16 protein-coding genes are annotated in these 17,449 nt (G+C 39.5%); 1 reads left to right on the forward strand and 15 read right to left on the reverse strand.

Translation table 11 applies throughout. The annotated features are described in order from the left end of the window. Nucleotides 1–11: 11 nt before the first annotated feature. The 10 genes from ACFQ2T_RS02355 to epsL form a co-directional block, all read right to left on the reverse strand. Nucleotides 12–521 (reverse strand): serine O-acetyltransferase, encoded by a 510-nt coding sequence (locus ACFQ2T_RS02355; RefSeq protein ID WP_379029959.1) that lies wholly within the window; start codon nucleotides 519–521, stop codon nucleotides 12–14. Next, a complete protein-coding gene (locus ACFQ2T_RS02360) occupies nucleotides 514–1,932 on the reverse strand; it encodes an O-antigen ligase family protein (RefSeq protein ID WP_379029962.1) in 1,419 nt (472 codons plus the stop codon). Before ACFQ2T_RS02360 ends, ACFQ2T_RS02355 begins: the two co-directional genes overlap by 8 nt. A gap of 40 nt (nucleotides 1,933–1,972) precedes the next feature. Continuing rightward, nucleotides 1,973–3,895 carry an acyltransferase family protein gene (locus ACFQ2T_RS02365; RefSeq protein ID WP_379029965.1) on the reverse strand — a complete coding sequence of 641 codons (1,923 nt, stop codon included), beginning with the start codon at nucleotides 3,893–3,895 and terminating at the stop codon, nucleotides 1,973–1,975. 114 nt (nucleotides 3,896–4,009) lie between these two features. Further along, nucleotides 4,010–4,858: a glycosyltransferase family 2 protein gene (locus tag ACFQ2T_RS02370; protein ID WP_379029967.1), complete on the reverse strand. Its 849-nt coding sequence runs from the start codon at nucleotides 4,856–4,858 to the stop codon at nucleotides 4,010–4,012. Nucleotides 4,859–4,977: 119 nt separating this feature from the next. Continuing rightward, nucleotides 4,978–5,697 carry an exosortase C-terminal domain/associated protein EpsI gene (locus ACFQ2T_RS02375; protein WP_379029970.1) on the reverse strand — a complete coding sequence of 240 codons (720 nt, stop codon included), beginning with the start codon at nucleotides 5,695–5,697 and terminating at the stop codon, nucleotides 4,978–4,980. Nucleotides 5,698–5,710: 13 nt separating this feature from the next. Beyond that, nucleotides 5,711–6,607: an exosortase B gene (xrtB, locus tag ACFQ2T_RS02380; RefSeq protein WP_379029973.1), complete on the reverse strand. Its 897-nt coding sequence runs from the start codon at nucleotides 6,605–6,607 to the stop codon at nucleotides 5,711–5,713. Nucleotide 6,608: 1 nt separating this feature from the next. Next, entirely contained in the window at nucleotides 6,609–7,478 is an 870-nt protein-coding gene (gene epsG / locus ACFQ2T_RS02385; RefSeq protein WP_379029976.1) for a chain length determinant protein tyrosine kinase EpsG, read from the reverse strand. A gap of 45 nt (nucleotides 7,479–7,523) precedes the next feature. Then, nucleotides 7,524–8,873 (reverse strand): chain length determinant protein EpsF, encoded by a 1,350-nt coding sequence (epsF, locus tag ACFQ2T_RS02390; RefSeq protein ID WP_379029978.1) that lies wholly within the window; start codon nucleotides 8,871–8,873, stop codon nucleotides 7,524–7,526. Nucleotides 8,874–8,889: 16 nt separating this feature from the next. Continuing rightward, a complete protein-coding gene (locus ACFQ2T_RS02395) occupies nucleotides 8,890–9,918 on the reverse strand; it encodes an SLBB domain-containing protein (protein ID WP_379029981.1) in 1,029 nt (342 codons plus the stop codon). Between the two features lie 279 nt (nucleotides 9,919–10,197). Next, the gene (epsL, locus tag ACFQ2T_RS02400; protein WP_379029984.1) at nucleotides 10,198–11,397 is read right to left on the reverse strand and encodes an XrtB/PEP-CTERM-associated polysaccharide biosynthesis outer membrane protein EpsL; all 1,200 of its coding nucleotides are present in this window, start codon (nucleotides 11,395–11,397) and stop codon (nucleotides 10,198–10,200) included. 323 nt (nucleotides 11,398–11,720) lie between these two features. Between epsL and ACFQ2T_RS02405 the strand changes: the two genes are divergently transcribed. Then, the gene (locus tag ACFQ2T_RS02405) at nucleotides 11,721–13,058 is read left to right on the forward strand and encodes an undecaprenyl-phosphate glucose phosphotransferase (RefSeq protein ID WP_449288953.1); all 1,338 of its coding nucleotides are present in this window, start codon (nucleotides 11,721–11,723) and stop codon (nucleotides 13,056–13,058) included. A gap of 15 nt (nucleotides 13,059–13,073) precedes the next feature. Here ACFQ2T_RS02405 and ACFQ2T_RS02410 read toward each other — a convergent pair whose 3' ends face one another. The 5 genes from ACFQ2T_RS02410 to ACFQ2T_RS02430 form a co-directional block, all read right to left on the reverse strand. Then, the gene (locus ACFQ2T_RS02410) at nucleotides 13,074–14,087 is read right to left on the reverse strand and encodes an acyltransferase (RefSeq protein WP_379029986.1); all 1,014 of its coding nucleotides are present in this window, start codon (nucleotides 14,085–14,087) and stop codon (nucleotides 13,074–13,076) included. 52 nt (nucleotides 14,088–14,139) lie between these two features. After that, nucleotides 14,140–15,099 (reverse strand): tRNA (adenosine(37)-N6)-dimethylallyltransferase MiaA, encoded by a 960-nt coding sequence (miaA, locus tag ACFQ2T_RS02415; protein WP_379029988.1) that lies wholly within the window; start codon nucleotides 15,097–15,099, stop codon nucleotides 14,140–14,142. Between the two features lie 51 nt (nucleotides 15,100–15,150). Then, complete coding sequence (locus ACFQ2T_RS02420; protein WP_379029990.1) at nucleotides 15,151–15,525, reverse strand: 4a-hydroxytetrahydrobiopterin dehydratase; 375 nt, start codon at nucleotides 15,523–15,525, stop codon at nucleotides 15,151–15,153. A gap of 109 nt (nucleotides 15,526–15,634) precedes the next feature. Beyond that, a complete protein-coding gene (locus tag ACFQ2T_RS02425) occupies nucleotides 15,635–16,468 on the reverse strand; it encodes a triphosphoribosyl-dephospho-CoA synthase (RefSeq protein ID WP_379029992.1) in 834 nt (277 codons plus the stop codon). Between the two features lie 4 nt (nucleotides 16,469–16,472). Further along, nucleotides 16,473–17,372 carry an ATP-grasp domain-containing protein gene (locus tag ACFQ2T_RS02430; protein WP_379029994.1) on the reverse strand — a complete coding sequence of 300 codons (900 nt, stop codon included), beginning with the start codon at nucleotides 17,370–17,372 and terminating at the stop codon, nucleotides 16,473–16,475. Nucleotides 17,373–17,449: the final 77 nt, after the last annotated feature.

Genomic DNA, 17,449 nt, shown 5'->3' on the forward strand with positions numbered 1-17,449 from the left:
TCTTTTATTATTTAATGGTTTGCGTGAATAACTTTGGCGGGGATGCCTACAGCAGTTGCTCCAGAAGGGATATCAGATAAAACCACTGACATAGCACCTATTTTTACATTGTTACCTATTTGTACTCCGCCTAAAATTTGGGCATATGCACCAATTTCTACATTATCTCCTATGACAGGCAATGGGCCATCTTCATGTCTGTTTCCAATTGTAACGCCTTGACGCAAAGTACAATTTTTTCCGATAATACTTCCAGAGTTAACGAAGATATTGCCAAAATGCCAAATTCTTAATCCTGGACCGATAACTGCACCTTTAGGCAAACTAATCCCGGTCAGAGTTTCAACTAATCTAAATGCAAGCCAATAGAATTGAAGTTTAAGTTTTTTAAATAAACCATCATTTTGAGAATCTATAAACCTGCCCCATCTATATAGCTTTATTGCCCATATTGACTGCTCCTTTAAAAAAGGACGCGAAGGGTATCGTTCCAAATCCTTATCAAAATCAATGTTAATCATTATTATTTTCTTCTATAAGTTTCCGTTTATCTACCAGCTTTAAGTAACTTAAAGTTATGCCAATAAAAAACCAGAAATACCATTCAAAAATTAAATAATCCCATGTATTGTCTGAATATCCTTGAAGAAGAAACTGAACAACAACAAGAATTGCAATAACAACATATAACTTTTTTCTCTGATAATACTTATACAAGTTTTTAACAGGTGTGTAAATTAAGTATGTAAAGCACAGTAGTCCTAAAGCACCTAAATTAAAGAAGGTCTGAATAAATATATTATGCGCATTGATTTCAAAAGTCGCTTTCTGGAATGCATTTGCCATACCAAAATCCATTGAGTAATGAACGAAGGCGGCTAGACCATAGCCAGTTATATAGTGTGATGGGTTCATCCAGCTAATACTGTCATGCCATATTTTTAAACGCCAAGCATAAGAATTCAACTTACCATATCCAGTTACGCCATAATCTGTATTTTGTGTTGCCGCTAAAATTCTGTCTTGTATGTCAGGAATAAGTAATGCAAATAATGGTGCAATAAACACAAACAAAAGAAATCTTTTTTCTAGAAGTACTCCATATGCGAAAAATAATATGAAACATGCAGCCCAAGCTGATCTAGTTTTGGTCATCACCAAGAGACCAATTAATACGAGGATATATAGCGGCAAAGTTCTTCTGATAACAGTTCCTACAGAAAAAAACTCTGCTTTATAAATAAAGAAACATATTGAAATCATTAAAACCAAGTATGGTGCAAATGGATTCGGATGTGGAAAAGTACCCTGTAGGCGTAATCCTTCACCCATACTATCTCGAACGCCATGCAAACCAAAAGCCAACGAGAGCAAACTGTAAACAAGTGGGATAAGTGTTGATAATGCAATCACCTTGACCCACTTTCTATAGTCATCTTCTTTTTTTATTGAATATAACCCAATAAAAAACATTGCCGCATAGGATAAATAGCTCAAGAATGTTTTAAAAGCTGTTAGAAATACAGGGGCATAAAATAGAGACAAAAAGCAGGTAAGCATAAACACCACCCAAGCTACCTTTATATTATCAAAACCTGCCCTTTTATCTTTTTCTGTCTCGAAATACATGATTAAAGCAATTAAAATTACAAGCGCATTAAGAACGCCACCTAAACCAAAACTACCTATCTTTATAGATTCGAAAACTACATCAAGAGAGGATCTTGTAAGAATAACTAATAAAAGAAAGAATTCTCTACTGAAGAAAAATAGTAGTCCAATTACAATTACTGATGGTAGTGCCAGCAAATATCCATAATGCTTTCCGACTGTGCTAACGAGAATAAGGGATACAAGCCCAAAAAACATAGCAGAAAGAATTGCTATCAACACTAGAGCTATCATGGATTTATTTTGAGTTAGCTTTGACATTTAATAATCCGGGATAGTTATTTCTAAATAGGTCAATTGATTATTTCTTGTCAATTGACTGAGTTATTTTTTTTGCAACCATTTCTGAAGCGGAAAGGCCAAGATGTCCGTAATCAAAAGTTGTAAGCTCCACACTACTATCCTTCACAAAAGATAAACAACCCAGTTTAGGCTCGCAAAACAAATCAACTAATGAAATATATTCAAGTGCAGTGCTTTGACTGTATTTTTTCTTGAGGCTGATATCTAACTCAAGAATTGCTTGGTTTAAAACTTTACCTCCTATGTAGGGAGGAATGTCATTCAGGGTGGTATAGTTTTTTGCTAAAAATCTATAGAGATACTGATTCCACTGCGGGACTGGGCCCAGTAATATTACTCTTTTAACACCTAAGTTTTTAAGCTCAACAGCCAAAGAATTCCAGTCCGTTGAATCATGTGAGTCTCTTTGCGCCAATACAACTATACCTGGCTTACTTGCTCTTATCACATCAAGCGCTTTTTCATTTGCTTTATTACAATTAATTGAGTTACTACTCCCCTGCAATTTTATTGAGGGATGACAGCCAGAAGAAGTTAACTGACTCAAACTAAATTTACTATCAAGATTTTTTTCTAGCCCTGAAAATAACTGATAGGCATGTGAGTCACCCCAAAGAACTATCAAATTTTTTGCATCTTTGATAATGCAGCTGGAAGGTATATTTTCTTCAAAAGAGCCGTTTTGATCAATATAGCTACAATACACTCGATTCTTATTTACATAGTCAGTATTGCCAACATAACCTTTGTAAAAGCTCACAAATTCATCATACTCAGTCAGTTTAGAAGACGAAATATTTTGGTAACTTACAAGCGAATAAAAACCTATTAGCAATAATAAAATAAATAAAAATAAAGGTTTTAAATTGTGAGTAATTTTGTACCTTAAAGGGATTTCTATCAGATAGTAGGTAACAATAGCAAACAAAAAGCTTAAAAAAACCAAAAAAACCTTGACATAACCAACCATCAAATATCCTAAATAAATATGACTAAAGGATAAAATGGGCCAATGCCACAAATACAGCGGATAACTGATTAAACCTACAAAAACGAACAAACGGTTTGCGAGTATTTTTTTTGCAAAATTGCTTGATTCTCCATATGTCAAAATTAAACCTGATCCAAGTACAGGCAATACGGCAAACCATCCTGGGAACAAACTTGTAGGTTGAATAAGCAACTCGCAAACAATTATAAATAACAACCCTAGCATCGTCAGGAAATCTGAATTTACTTTGCAATTGAATATTTTGATTGGATATTTATGAATATTTGTACGAGTTACCAAAGCACATAGTGAGCCAAATCCTAACTCCCAGAATCGAGTGAATGGTAGATAAAACACATTTGATTGGTATTGAGCAACAAAAAGAATATTAAGTAGAAAAGATACTGCTAATACCAAAGTGATTGCTTTAATTGCAAAGCTATTGGTTTTCTTTGCGGCATAAAGCAAAAGAAAAGGCCAGAAAATATAAAACTGCTCTTCTACCCCCAGTGACCATAAGTGTAACAATGGGTGGTTTTCTGCACTATTATCGAAATAATTGAGCGTTTTTAAAAAATAAAGATTTGCCGAGAAAATCGTCGAGAAAAAGACTGATAAATCAAACTCGGCAATCTCAGCTTTAAAAAGAAGAAACTTTGATACAAGTACACAAGTTAATAGAACAAATGCTAATGCAGGATAAATCCTATTTATCCTCTTTTTGTAGAAACCTAATATTGTGAAATTTCCTTTCGAAATTTCATTGAGAATAATATTGGAAATTAAATAGCCTGAAATAACAAAAAAAATGTCTACGCCAATAAATCCTCCCGCAATCCTGGTAGGAAATGCATGGAACAATACCACGAGCATGACAGCAATAGCTCTGAGCCCGTCAATTTCTGGCCGATAGTAAGCATTACTTTGCACGGGTTGGAACCATCTATTTAACTGCATATTGCTTACACATACCTATGTATATATTGTTAGACTAATGTATTAACCAAGATTAATACTGACCCGGATAGCTACACTAACGACAGGTTAAACTCGAAAAGTTGCAGCAAGTAATCCAACAATACCTTTAGGCCAGAATCCATGCTTCATAAAATTTATCCAGTCTGAAAATTTAGGGCGGATGCGATAAAAACTAGAAAACATTTGCAGATATAGCATTTGAGAATGACGATCAGAATTTTGGCAATGCTTAGATACAAATCTTTCATTAGCCGCTCTCAACCTGTTACTTGCTTTAATTGAAATTCGATCTGCCCTAGGAGTGTCGTCAACAATTTGCGTTGGAATGTCTAATAAAGATGCATTACCGAACATCTTTAACACTCGATAAAAAAATTCCATATCTTGCCATGCCGGCATTTGCTCATCAAACAAACCTGCATCAATGAATACAGACTTTGGTGCGAAAATTTGATTTCCTATTTGGTTTGATTCAAAAAGTTGTTGATGGCTTACATGACCTAACTTTTTCGATTCCCCAACTTCTTTACCATTTCGATAAATTAAATCAGGCGTATACAAACATGATGGTAGAACTGAATGTTCTTTTAAAAAAATCCAATAGTTGATTAACAGCTCAATTCTATTTGGCAAAAATTGATCGTCATCATCTAGGCCAGTAATAAAATCTCCAGTAGCATTTTTTATTGCCAAATTTCTAGCGGCAGGAGCCCCTTCAGAATTTGGCTTGATAAAATATTTCAATCTATTATCGATTGAAGATTTTTGCTTTAAATAAGACTCTGTATCATCAGTTGAACCATCACTGACTACAATTACTTCAATATCCCAATATGTCTGATTCAGTACTGAATCAACTGCTTTTGCAAGAATATCTTTGCGATTTTTTGTTGGGATATATACAGTGACTTTCATATCTTTATCTTTTTGGGTGATAGATTCTTTTAGTGAAATGATTAGGATTACCGCTGCGAGTTAGACTTAATCAAACTATCGCTCTTAGGTTTGAGCAAAAGCGATAGATAAATAAATACTTAAATTGCAGCCGGAACCAACAATTTAAGATTCTTCGCTGTAACAGAAGAGGTTAAATCATTCAGGAATTGCTCATGTAAGTTAAATAGCTTTTCTGTATCGGCATCAGATTGCAATTCAGAAGAAACTCTGACAAGCATGCCATCGTCAAAGCGTTGTTTAAACAACCCATCTTTAATAATTTTCAACCGCATTTGCAGGCCGGATAAAAATGCACCATCTCCTACTCTAATCCAATAGCTAACAGCTTCTCTGTGGGAAGATGAGATATAAATTTGGTTTTTACCTACGATTGGTGATTGATTTGTGGCGATATCAAAAGTTGATAATTGTGACTGCAGCAATTGATAGCCTTGAGCTGGATAACAGATATCGGGTTGATGCACCTTAACATCCTGCCGTTGCTCTTTTACATAGGCTAATGCCAGCATGACCTTTGCACCACTTTTGTTGATGTATGTACGCATTAACACATCATCGTATATTTGGTTTTGAAGATTATTATCGCTGACCAAACTCACTTGGGGAATTAATTGAGGAGCCAGTTTCCAATCAGCGAATTCTTTGGGGATGTTATTTTCCAGATCACTTGCAGAGTTAGCATAGTTCGTAACTGGCTTCATCCCAATCGCAATAATCAAAACACAAATACTCAAGACTAATAGAACGATAGCCGGACGCATTTGAACATTAGGTAATTTATGAATTAAGTCTCTCATCTTAAAACCTGTATCAGTCCTGGCTCAACAATGATTTAATCTTAAAATGCTCAGCGAGTTTTTGAATGAGCGTATCCACCACAATAATCAATACGAGCGCCGTCATAAACAAAATCATCCCTGAGAAATTATGTAGAAACCCCTGCCCTGCTTCATCACCAAAGTGATAGGTAATAAGAGCAAGCGTACAAACACGTAGTACGTTTGAAGTAAAGGAGATTGGTACGATCAAAATAGCAAGTAATACATTACGCCAAAATGCCTGATGATTAATGACGTTTATATAAAGCAGACCTATGGCTTCAAGCGTAAACAAGGAATTTAGACCAGCACAAGCATCTGCTACCAATAATTTATATTGACCAATCTGTAGAATGACACCAGAGCGAGCAATGGGGTAATCAAGAGCATATAGCAAGTGTTCTGACGCAAACGAAACTGCGATTTTCATTGGTTGGGTGACAGCATCAATGATTGAAGCAGGCCAAGGCATTAAAAACACAAAGAAAAATAAGGCAAACCAATATTTAAGAACAGTTTTAATACCGAAAACAATACAAATTAAACCGCATAGAATAGCAACTAGCGATATCACAGAAAAAATATAAACACTTTGCGAGTAACCAACCAGGTAAATCAAAGCACCGAATATAATAAAAAACCAGCCTAGTAAAGGTGCCGGTTTAATTTCGGGTCGCTTTTCTAAAATCTGATTCGTTTTAAAATAAAAAAACCAAATTGCTATACCTAAAACAATGGGGCCGTGGGATTGAGTATCGCTATTCCATACATTTATAAAAAGATCATAGAATACAGGTACAAATAACACCAGTAATGATGCAAGCAATGCTAAATATCCTAAAAGCTTGCTCTGTGGTGGCGAATCGCTTGCAAAAACTTGTGAGGTCACCTTAGACCACCATATTTAGAGCAATTTGTACATCTATGCCTAATCCACGACACGCTTCGATAGCTGCTTGCGTATCGTTAAGCGAAGTTTTATGTTGTTCGGTCGAGATTAGGACACCACCGATTTTCTTCGCAAGTATTTGAGCATCGGATGATTGCAATATTGGTGAAGCATTAACGATAATGACATCAAACTGTTCCGAAAATGCGCTAAGCAATTGCTCGAATGTTTCTTTATTTAATAGCTCTTGCGGATTAGGCGGGATAGCTCCAGCAGTCAAAACGGTCAGATTTAATAAAGAGGGAATCCTTACTAATATTTCAGTAGAGGCCCTACCTACCAAAATTTCGGATAACCCTGCATTATTATTTAATCTAAATAACTTATGCTGAGAAGGTTCACGAAGGTTGGCGTCAATCAATAGCGTCCGCTCGCCAAGTTGTGAGAATACAACAGCAAGATTCGCAGCTAGCTCATCACTTCCATCGATTTCTTTTGCAGAAGAAACGGCAATAGATTTATAACCCCGCTCAAACCAGCGTAACATAAGCTGCGTTCTTAAAGATCTTAAGGACTCAACCTGTTTAGAAAAAGGATCAAAAGCAGCTACTAAACTGCTGCTGAAAGATGATTTTTCGGCAGTTACATAAGGATATTCAAACTGGTACGACAATGCTTTGTTGATATCCTCCATAGTCACGAATCCGAGTGCAATCGCAGCCTCTCCAAAGCGCATAGACTTTTCTTTCTGAAACTTCAGGATACGCTCAGCATCCTTATCAGTAATTTTCCCCATATCCAGTAGCAATTGTCCAATACTGGAAGAGATAGTTTTGGCAGGGACTTTAGTGTCAGTTTCTATAATATTCATACGTAACGACTCTTACTTCAAAAAAGGAAAAATGGAAGCTTTCGACTAAGCTCTGATGACACTGTATTCATAGACAGGAATTTCTGCCAAACCGATAATATCGTCCTTGCTGCGGACTCGACGGTCAAGTAACTCCCCAACCAATGCAAAAAAGCAACCTAGCATAACTCCGATTATTAGCGCGAATGGAGCAATTAACACCAAACGAGGGTTGCTTGGAGATGATGGAGGTGTAGCAGCTTCAAGAATAGAGATATCTGCTTGATTAGATTGCCCTTCCAACGCAGTCTGGCTGAATCGGTTATTAACTGAGGCCAGAGAGCTTTGTGCAATCTCAATATCCTTCTCAAGAATCATTAACTCTGAGCGAGATCGATTTAGCTCTAAAACCTTTTGTTTCTGTTTTTCAAGCTGTGATCTGACATCTGCAAGCCTTTGAGAATTAATATTGGCACTATTACCCAAACTTGAAACTGTGCGATCAATTTCGGTTTCCAATTGACTTCTCAGCTTGGCAACTTCAGCTTCGGTAGATATATATAGCGGATGATTTTTACTGTAACGTTGACCTAATTCAGCCAGTTTGGATTCTGAAGTCACAAGGCTCATTCGTAAATTTTGAATCACGGGATTCTGGGCAACATCTGGTGATTCACCTGTATTCTTTGCAGCATCATTTCTTCTAGAATTGGCATCAATAGCCTGTGATTGCATCATCCCGTATTGAGCAGAAAGATCTCGCAGTTTAGATCCCTCGACATCATAAGCTTCTTGAACGCTGGTTAAACCGTGATCCTGTTGGTATTGCGACAACTTCTCTTGGGATTTTTGGAGATTTTCGCGAAGGACTTTGGTTTGTTCTGATAAATATTGAGAAGCTTTAATTGCAGGGTCCATTTTGAGTTTTAACGTAACTGCAATATAGGACTCTGCGAAAGAGTTTGCCATCGTTGCTGCGAAAGAAGGCTCAATTCCTTTATAACCAATCAGAACTACACTACTTTCCCTAGATGGGGTAACACTTAAGTTACTCAGCAGTTTCTCAGCCAGCCACTCATTAATGTCAACATTATTATCTTTTACAGATTTCTCGAAGTCTTCTCGGATTGATGGGATCTCAGAGAGTTTCAATTTTTTTACAACATCGATACCAACACTTTTACTTTGGATAATCTCCGCTTGCGTACCTAAAAAGCCAGGCATTAACTGAGCTGGAATGGCGAGGCCAGTAACTGGATCCACACCTTTATAATTCAATAACACTTTGGTGGTAGCAAGATAGTTTTTTGGTAAAAGCATACTTACTACAATCGCCGTTATCATTGTAAGAATTGCAACTAAAATGATAAGTTTTTTGCGCGCTTGAAGAATAATAATAAATTGTGAAAAATTCATAACTCAACCTAAAAAATTAAAGCAGACTTTCTTCAATGAATAAAACATCTTCATCGGCTAAGGTATTTGTAAGCTCCGGGGTTTGCTTAACTAATTTTCCATCTGCATTTTTTCGATGCAACTTTACAGATCTCTGAGTGCCACGGATTGTAATGCCGCCAGCTTTTGCGATAGCCTGCATTACTGTCATGTTTTTATCAATTTTATACATGCCTGGACGTTGCACTTCACCATAAATATAGACTTGTGGTGCTTTCGGAATATAAATCACATCGCCTGGAACCAGGTCTTTGTTGAATTCTGCAGAGGGTGTACGGAAAAGCTCATCCATATTGATCTCTTTTGTATCAGGCGTACCAGACCGCGATGTAGTGAAAAATAAAGTTTCGCCAGCCGCTTCACTCGCGCCGCCAGCAAGTGCAACAAAATCGCTAATCTTGCGACTGCCTCCTTGAATTCCATATTTACCTGGGCGAAGAATCTGACCAGTCACCGCTACATCCCGCACACTAACATAGATAGTTTCATCTCCTACAAGTCGCACATCTTGAGCACTTAAATTACGTCGCTCAATCACTTCATTCAAATCATATTCACTACGTTTATCATTACGCACAACAGTAATGATTTCAGATGCATCTTGGGTTAACCCACCAGCTTCAGCAAGTAAATCTTTGATATCTGTGGGGTGCGTAATTGGATATCTTCCGGGTTTTAAGACCCCACCGAGTACAGAAACTGTTTTGCTCTTAAACTCAAGTATAAATACAGAAACTTGTGGGTTAGCAATAAAACCACCACGTTTTAGTTGTTCTGCAACACGCTTTTCAACTTGAATTGTTGTCAACCCGCCAACGGCCACCTCCCCAATTAGAGGTAAAGTTATGACACCATCTTCTGCAACCCGTGTTTCACGAGTTAAGTCGGCGTCTCCATACACAATGACCTTAACGGCATCGCCTGCGCCTAAAGTGTAATCCGCATATGCTTGAACACTAAATAGAACGATTAAACAAATAAACAGGGATTTAATATAATTGGTCATACTCTTTCTCTTCTTCAAATTCAAATTAATTTTGTGTCAGACAGACCTTTGCAACAGTAGCATGGTTCAAAATATTGACAATAGTCTATTCGGAAGCATCGGGGACAATACTATAGTCACTTTAATTACTAAGTAATGCATCATTTTTAAATTAACGACTCACGTTGAGTTGGATATACAGTTATATTATCAGCAACAAAACGAGCTTCGGATAACGTCAGAGAACTGACATGGTAAATCGATATAAAATTTGTTCTTTAAAAGCTAGCATTATCTATTCTAAATTTTTAATTCAAAATTAACAGATGTCAATGTATCTTCATAATCGAAGCGTGCCACAGTGGAATCACGAGTTGATTTGGTACTGTTTAAAGTCAGTCCGATATTTTTTGTAGGATTCCAACTTAGAAAACCACCATATGCATGTTCTATATCGTTCCTTCCACTAGTGTCAAATTGTGCACGCCCTTCAAAATCACGTTCTGTATAGCGTAAATTCACACCTGCTTGGATTTTTGATGACACATCATAAGTTAATCTTGTTGTGAAAGTATCAGTGACTGAATAAGTTGAATTAACAGTTTCGAAAGGAGAAGCGGTACGCATTAAAGAAAAATTACCTTTGATTTTACCTGTTAGAATCAAATTGTAATTTACGTTACCGATAAACTCTTTATAGTTGCGCACAGTATAGTTGTCGTACTCTCTGTCAACATACCCTAACTTCGCGCTCAAAGTACTGAGACCAGGTTCTTGGAGATATAAATCTAGTTCATATTCATTTTCTTTATAGCCGTTGTCAAAAAGATTTACAGGATCGAGTGGCCTCTGATTAAAATTTCCTGTTCTATTATGAGCTAAAAATTTTATATTGGACTTCGAAGAAAAGTCATAACTCACCCCATAATCTAGACCTTTAGCATCAAAATCCGTAATCGCGGTAAAAACCTGACTGTTCTCCAGCTTGTTCTGGCTAACCCCTAAAATTGCTCCCCAAACCTGATGTGGCGAATACTTTGCTGTAAATTCATTACTAGTGAATGTACGGACATTCTGTTCGGTTCTTAAAAAGTCCCCAAAGTTATTCATTGATTCAGTTTGTCGAGAACTCAAAGTACCTGTCAGGCTGGGTGTCAATGTCCATAAATAAGTTGCATTGTAATTTTTACCAACGAAATCTAAATAATCGTTTTTATGATATTTGTTATCTACAACCCATACATCTAAAATGACATGCTGTAAGGAGTAAGACTTATCAATTTTAATTCCCAAAGTTGACCTTGTAATTTGCTCAGTTGTTTCATCGGTGGACCGTCTAAACAAGTTATCGTCATATGCTTTATTAATAGAAGCGCGGAATTGCAAAGTGTCAAGTTCATCTGCCCAAACTGGAGTGGATGACAAATTCAAGAAGCAATAGCTTAGTAGAAGCTCATGAATGAGAGAGATATTTTTTTTACGATTATACTTAAAAGGCATGAAGCCACCCTGATTTATAAATCTTTTACCTTATTCTACTATTAAAAAAACAATAGTCGACCGAATAAAAAAATATTCGCGAACAATTATGAAAAAGGCCTCTAATGATGCAAGAGTATGATGATATTTATGTGACAGATTATCATGTTAGCGCCTGTCTTGCACCTACCCGAAAGGGCAGCGCTTGAACAAAAAATTTCTGCAACCCTATTAGGATGCGTTAAACTCTACCTAAAGTAATATACAAGAAATTTATGGCTACTAAAAAACCTCCCATCCGAACTCTCTCAGGCCTCTCCGCTAGTGCCAACAGCCCGCTATACTTGCTAGAGTCGATTGTTGAACCTCTGGTAATGGTTTTTGTATTGTGGGGACTGTTCATTTACACTGAAAACCAGATTCCCATGTCGATATTTATCGTATCGATTGTTCTGTTTTCGATCACCTTCCCTAGTGGCGCAAAAATTCGTAAGTCCTTTTTTTCTATGTGCAGGGATGTCATTGCACAATGGTTATTAATTGCTTTTTTCGTTTTAATTTTTGCATACGTCACCCGATACATCACACTCTATAGTGAGCAAATGATTCTAGCGTGGTTGATCATCACGCCGCTTGCTCAAATTGCCGCATTACAACTATTAAAATGGGCTAGCCCCAAGTTGATTGAATGGCAAGGTCCGCCGCAAAATACACTGATTGTTGGTTTGAATGAGCAAGGTATTTTGTTGGCTGATAATCTTAAAGAAGATTATTACCAGCGAATTAATGTGCTTGGGTTTTTTGAGGATCGCTCTCCAGCCCGTCTTGAAGAACAGGCAGATTATCCCGTACTTGGGAGCTTGAATGAGCTGAGTACTTATCTACGCTTACACACAGTACACAAGTTGTATATCGCTTTGCCAATGTCCAGTCACCCACGTATTTTAAAAATGCTGGATGATTTGAAAGACACCACGACTTCGATCTATTTTGTGCCGGATATTTTTGTCACGGATTTGATCCAGGGGCGTGTATCTGAGGTAAATGGTATTCCAGTTGTTTCTGTATGCGATACTCCATTCACAGGTATGGATGGCTTCACTAAACGCACCGCTGACGTGTTGTTTTCACTGTTTGTTTTAATTCTGATTTCACCTATTTTATTGATTATTGCCATTGGAATAAAACTTACCTCTCCTGGCGCGATCATTTTCAAACAGCGTCGTTATGGTTTAGATGGGCAAGAGATACTGGTCTACAAATTCCGTTCTATGACGGTGACTGAAGATGGCGGCAAGGTGACCCAGGCGACAAAGAATGATCAGCGGATTACGCCGTTGGGCGCATTTCTGCGTAAAACTTCATTAGATGAATTACCGCAATTTATTAATGTATTGCAAGGACGCATGAGCGTAGTTGGCCCTCGCCCGCATGCGGTAGCGCACAATGAAGAGTATCGCAAGCTGATCAAGGGTTACATGGTGCGCCATAAAGTGAAGCCAGGCATTACCGGATGGGCACAGGTGAACGGATTCAGGGGTGAAACAGATACGCTGGAAAAGATGGAGCAGCGTGTGCACTATGACCTTGAGTATTTGCGTAACTGGAGTCCTCGCCTGGATATGCTGATTGTTGCTAAAACAGTATGGCTAACTGTTGTCGGCCAAGATAGCGCATATTAGACCGATAAATACCAACTATTTAAACCCAATTAATATGCTCACTTTGCTAGATAACATTTTATTTGTAACTCTAATGGCTATTGCACATGTTGCAACTACAAGCGCAGACAAAAGCACTAGATGAATCAATGAGTCTTGGTCAAACATTGGAATTAGTTTATGTAGAGCACGAGATTCAAGATCGAGCACAAGCATGTGGACCAAGTAAATTCCGAAGGATAATCTACCTAACTCTTTTAACACATTCGTTCTGATTAAATCTTTATTTTTAAATAAATAGAGAATCATGCTTAGAGCATAAAACAACGAAGAAAATTTAATTGCTGTTGGCTTATGAAACCAATTAACAAGCAAATAAGTTTCCACGCATGATAATAAATAAAACACTACAATAAAACTGATAAGCACAATGTTGGATATGTTGATCTGCTTACCCAGCCCCAAATAAAGCCCTAGTACAAAAAACATTCCCCACGTTAAGAAGTTGCCGGCAAAAATAATCAATGGCAACTCAATTCCGATAAAATATCGAGTAATAAAAATCACCCCAACTGTTAAGCAGCTAATCACTATACTAATTATTAAACCTTCGATATTTGCAAACTTTTTAAGCAGTGGCAGCAATAAATAGTACTGAATAATAAGTGCAATAAAATAATATGGGCCTGCAGATTGAAAGGTAATTAACTTAATTAACTCATAAGTAAAAGTTGTGTTGCTATTCATCATTGCTAGAGATAAAAATGCAAGCGACCAAAAAAACATTGGCAAATATACTCTCGGTATCTGCTTGCCGAGAAAGGTAAAATAATCGTGCCATAGATAGAAAGACTTTTTCGCTAAAAAGTATCCGGAAATAGAAATGAACAAAGGAACAGCGTAACTCCAAATATTTTTCCATAAAATTGCCACGTAGAAGTTGATGCTATCTTCGCCAGCTTGAATTCCAGTCCGGGATACATGAATTGCAATAACTGCAATAATTGCCAATCCACGAAGCACATCAAAATAGTCGATTCTTTCAGCCATCAAGTACCTTTCAATTTTTTATTAAGATGTGAAATAGACTGCAAGCAAAACATCATGTGTATTGATATTTTTTTTGAGTCATCATTAATATCTCATTAACCCAATCTTGTTTTAAGCAATCAATAATTTGCACATCAGTCATTCCTCTTAGCCAAGTTAACTGTCTTTTTGCAAGCTGCCGAGTCGCAAATACTCCATGGTCACCTAGGGTAGCTAAATCAATCTGATCATTTAGATATTCCAGTGCTTGCCTATACCCTACGCAGCGCATGCTTGGGCTTTCAGCGGTAAGTTGCGGATATTCGGAAAGCAGGTTTTGCACTTCCTCAATAAAACCTTGTTCAAGCATCAATTTAAAACGATCCGCGATGCGCTGATGCAATACGGCGCGCTCACTCGGCATCAGGGCAATTTTCAGGATATTGAAGGGAAGTTCATGTTTGCTGGATTGTGCGCGCAAGGTGCTCATCGACTGACCGCTAATACGATAAACTTCTAACGCTCGCTCAATACGCTGCGAGTCTGTGGGCTGTATTTTGGCGGCTACTTTTGGATCAATGACTGCCAGCTGCGCATGCATGGCTGGCCAACCCGCTTTAGCTGCCTCGGCTTCGATTTCGTCACGCACATTTTGGTCAGCCTCGGGAAGCTGGCTCAGGCCGTGCTGCAAAGCATTAAAATAAAGCATAGTGCCACCTACCAACAAAGGCACGCGCCCCTTTTCTGTGGCTGCATTCATCAGTGAGAGTGCATCTTTGGCAAACTGCGCCGCTGAGTACTGTTCCAGCGGTGTGATTAAATCAATCAGATGATGCGGGGCCTGACGTAGCGTTTCGGCATCAGGTTTGGCGGTGCCGATATCCATACCGCGATATACCAGAGCCGAATCTACACTGATAATTTCTACCGGCAATTGTTGGTATAAGGCTATCGTGGCGGCAGTCTTGCCGCTGGCAGTCGGCCCCATCAGAAAAATCGCGGGGGGCAGACTGGTATTAACTGGTAAGGACATACAGTATCAAGCGTTAATCAATAACGTGTAGCAATTACTTAGTTGAGCTGTTTATTTATCATACTTTACATAGCTGAAACGCAGGTCATCTTGTGGGGTACCTTCCAGAGCAGAATCACCTTTGGCATTCGGTTGCCATTGAATGACCTCTTCTATTTTGCGTGCCAATTCAATGTCTTTCATGGTGATGCCTTTTGCACTATGGGTGCAGAGCTTCACAATCACAAACGCGTAGGAAACGGTTAAATCAGGATGGTGCCAGGCGGCTTCTGCCAGATGCCCGACGGTGTTCACTACCATCAGTGTGCCTTTCCAGCTATTGGTTTTGTATTTACGACGGATCCAGCCTTCTTCGTAAAACCAGTGAGGTAAAGATTCAGCAAAGTGTTGTTGGATTTCCTGCTCGGTTAGAACCTGTTCAGTCATGGCGTTCTCCTCGTGAATGATTTTTTAATTTTACAGACAGTATACCTTAGCCATACAGGCGATTTACATGCATCTAGCGCACCTTGATTGATCCGGGGAGCTTCCTGAGTTAACTCAACATTGCCAGCATGGCGGTGATTACAGTGAGGTCGGCACTGGTGCCAGGATTAAGTCGCGCTTGCTTGAGCGATTGGTCCCATTTGAGCAATGTGCTCATGTAATCTTTAGGATTTTCGAGTGCCATGAACGCTGTGGCATGTTCCTGCGCAGTTTGCTGTACTTGTAATGCTTCGGCCTCGCCATACTTGCGGGCGATATGGCTGTCTGGCACAGAGGATAGCCAGTAAAGGTATACTGCAGTCAATGCCCAGGCCGGACGCTGCCAACGGTCGATATAGTTTTTATAAAGTGGTAGCGCTTGAGAAAATAGTTGTCCATAGCATTCGCTATACTGGCGCGCCACCGTATCGTGCGCACTCGCAAGTCGCATTGCTTCAAGCAAGGTGATCCGGGGCTGCTCTGCTACATCATGCTCATGGCGTTCGCCCATACCAGCCGGGTTCACCAGGCGAATACCTGCATAGGCCAGCTCTGCGTCTTCCAGTGTCGTTTCCCTCAATACTTGCTTTAGCCCGGCTAACAGAGGCAAATGCGGATATTGCAAGACAGCATGCACGATAGGCGCAGCCAATAGAATGATACCTAAGTTGGTATTGCAGGCGACTTTGGCATAGGTGACCTCTAACGCTGCAAAGATTCGTTGACCCAGGGTGCGATCACCGTACTCCGCGTCATCGCAGAGCACCGGTGCCGAGACTTCAGCGCTATCGATAAAGTGTTGCACCTGCATGCCATGACCATCGGCAAAGATGTGTACGTTACCCGGTTTAAGGGCTTCCAGCTCAGCCAGGCACGCTTTTAAATATGCATCTTGTACGTTCATGGCATTATTGTCCCTGGGCAAAACGTAACAGATCCGCCACCAGGATATCCGCTATATTCAAATCCGTAATGGTTTGCAGGCCACGCCAGGCGGGGATGCTGTTCACTTCGATTACCCACAGTTTTCCGTGCTTGTCGCGCATGATATCCACCCCGGCATAATTGATGCCAATGGCATTGGCTGCCTTTACGCCTATTTCAGCCACATCAGCTTCGTCACTCGCCGTGCATCGGGCGCCACGCGCCACATTATGTAGCCAGTCATCTCCTTGCCGCCGCATCACGGCTACCGGCTCGCCATTGACGACAAACACACGGTAATCATGCTGATTTATACCGCAATCTATTTTCTCCTGCAGGTAGTAAACGCCATCGACAAACATATCCTGCGGCAATGCAAATTGTCGCGTGTGTTCGATCAAACGCACACCCTTGCCTTGAGAGCCAAACAATGGCTTGATCACTAGCGTTTTGCCGTTATCCAGTGCCTGTTGCATCAGGGGATGTGCAACCTGCCGGTATTCACACACCCAGGTATTGGGTGTCGCGATGCCATGCTCGGCTAATAACTGCGTAGTCAGGCTTTTATCGACGGTGGTTTCAATGGCGCGGGCATGATTATAGATGGTCATCCCCTGACGTTGCAGGGTATGCAGGATATTCATGCGGGTGATGATTTGTTGGGTAGATCCGGCAGCAACGCCGCGCACAAAGGCGATGGGTGAAGGTTGCGACAAGCCTGGAATATGCACCTGCACACGTTGGTCGACGATACTGACATGACAGCTATCAAGGCACACCATGTGCGCTTGCCAGCCCTGACGGGCAAATGCCTGTGCCAGGGCTTGCCCATGCCAGCCCCCCGCCTGGGCGACTTCATCGGTGAAGATAGTAACGATTTTCATACAATCTGAAAGATGGCAGGCGCTGAATGCTGAGATAAGACATTATTGAAAGCTTACGTACCAAATATACCTAAGCT

Origin of the sequence: Methylophilus flavus, assembly GCF_042678905.1 — a bacterium.
In the GTDB taxonomy this organism is placed as follows: Bacteria; Pseudomonadota; Gammaproteobacteria; order Burkholderiales; family Methylophilaceae; genus Methylophilus; species Methylophilus flavus.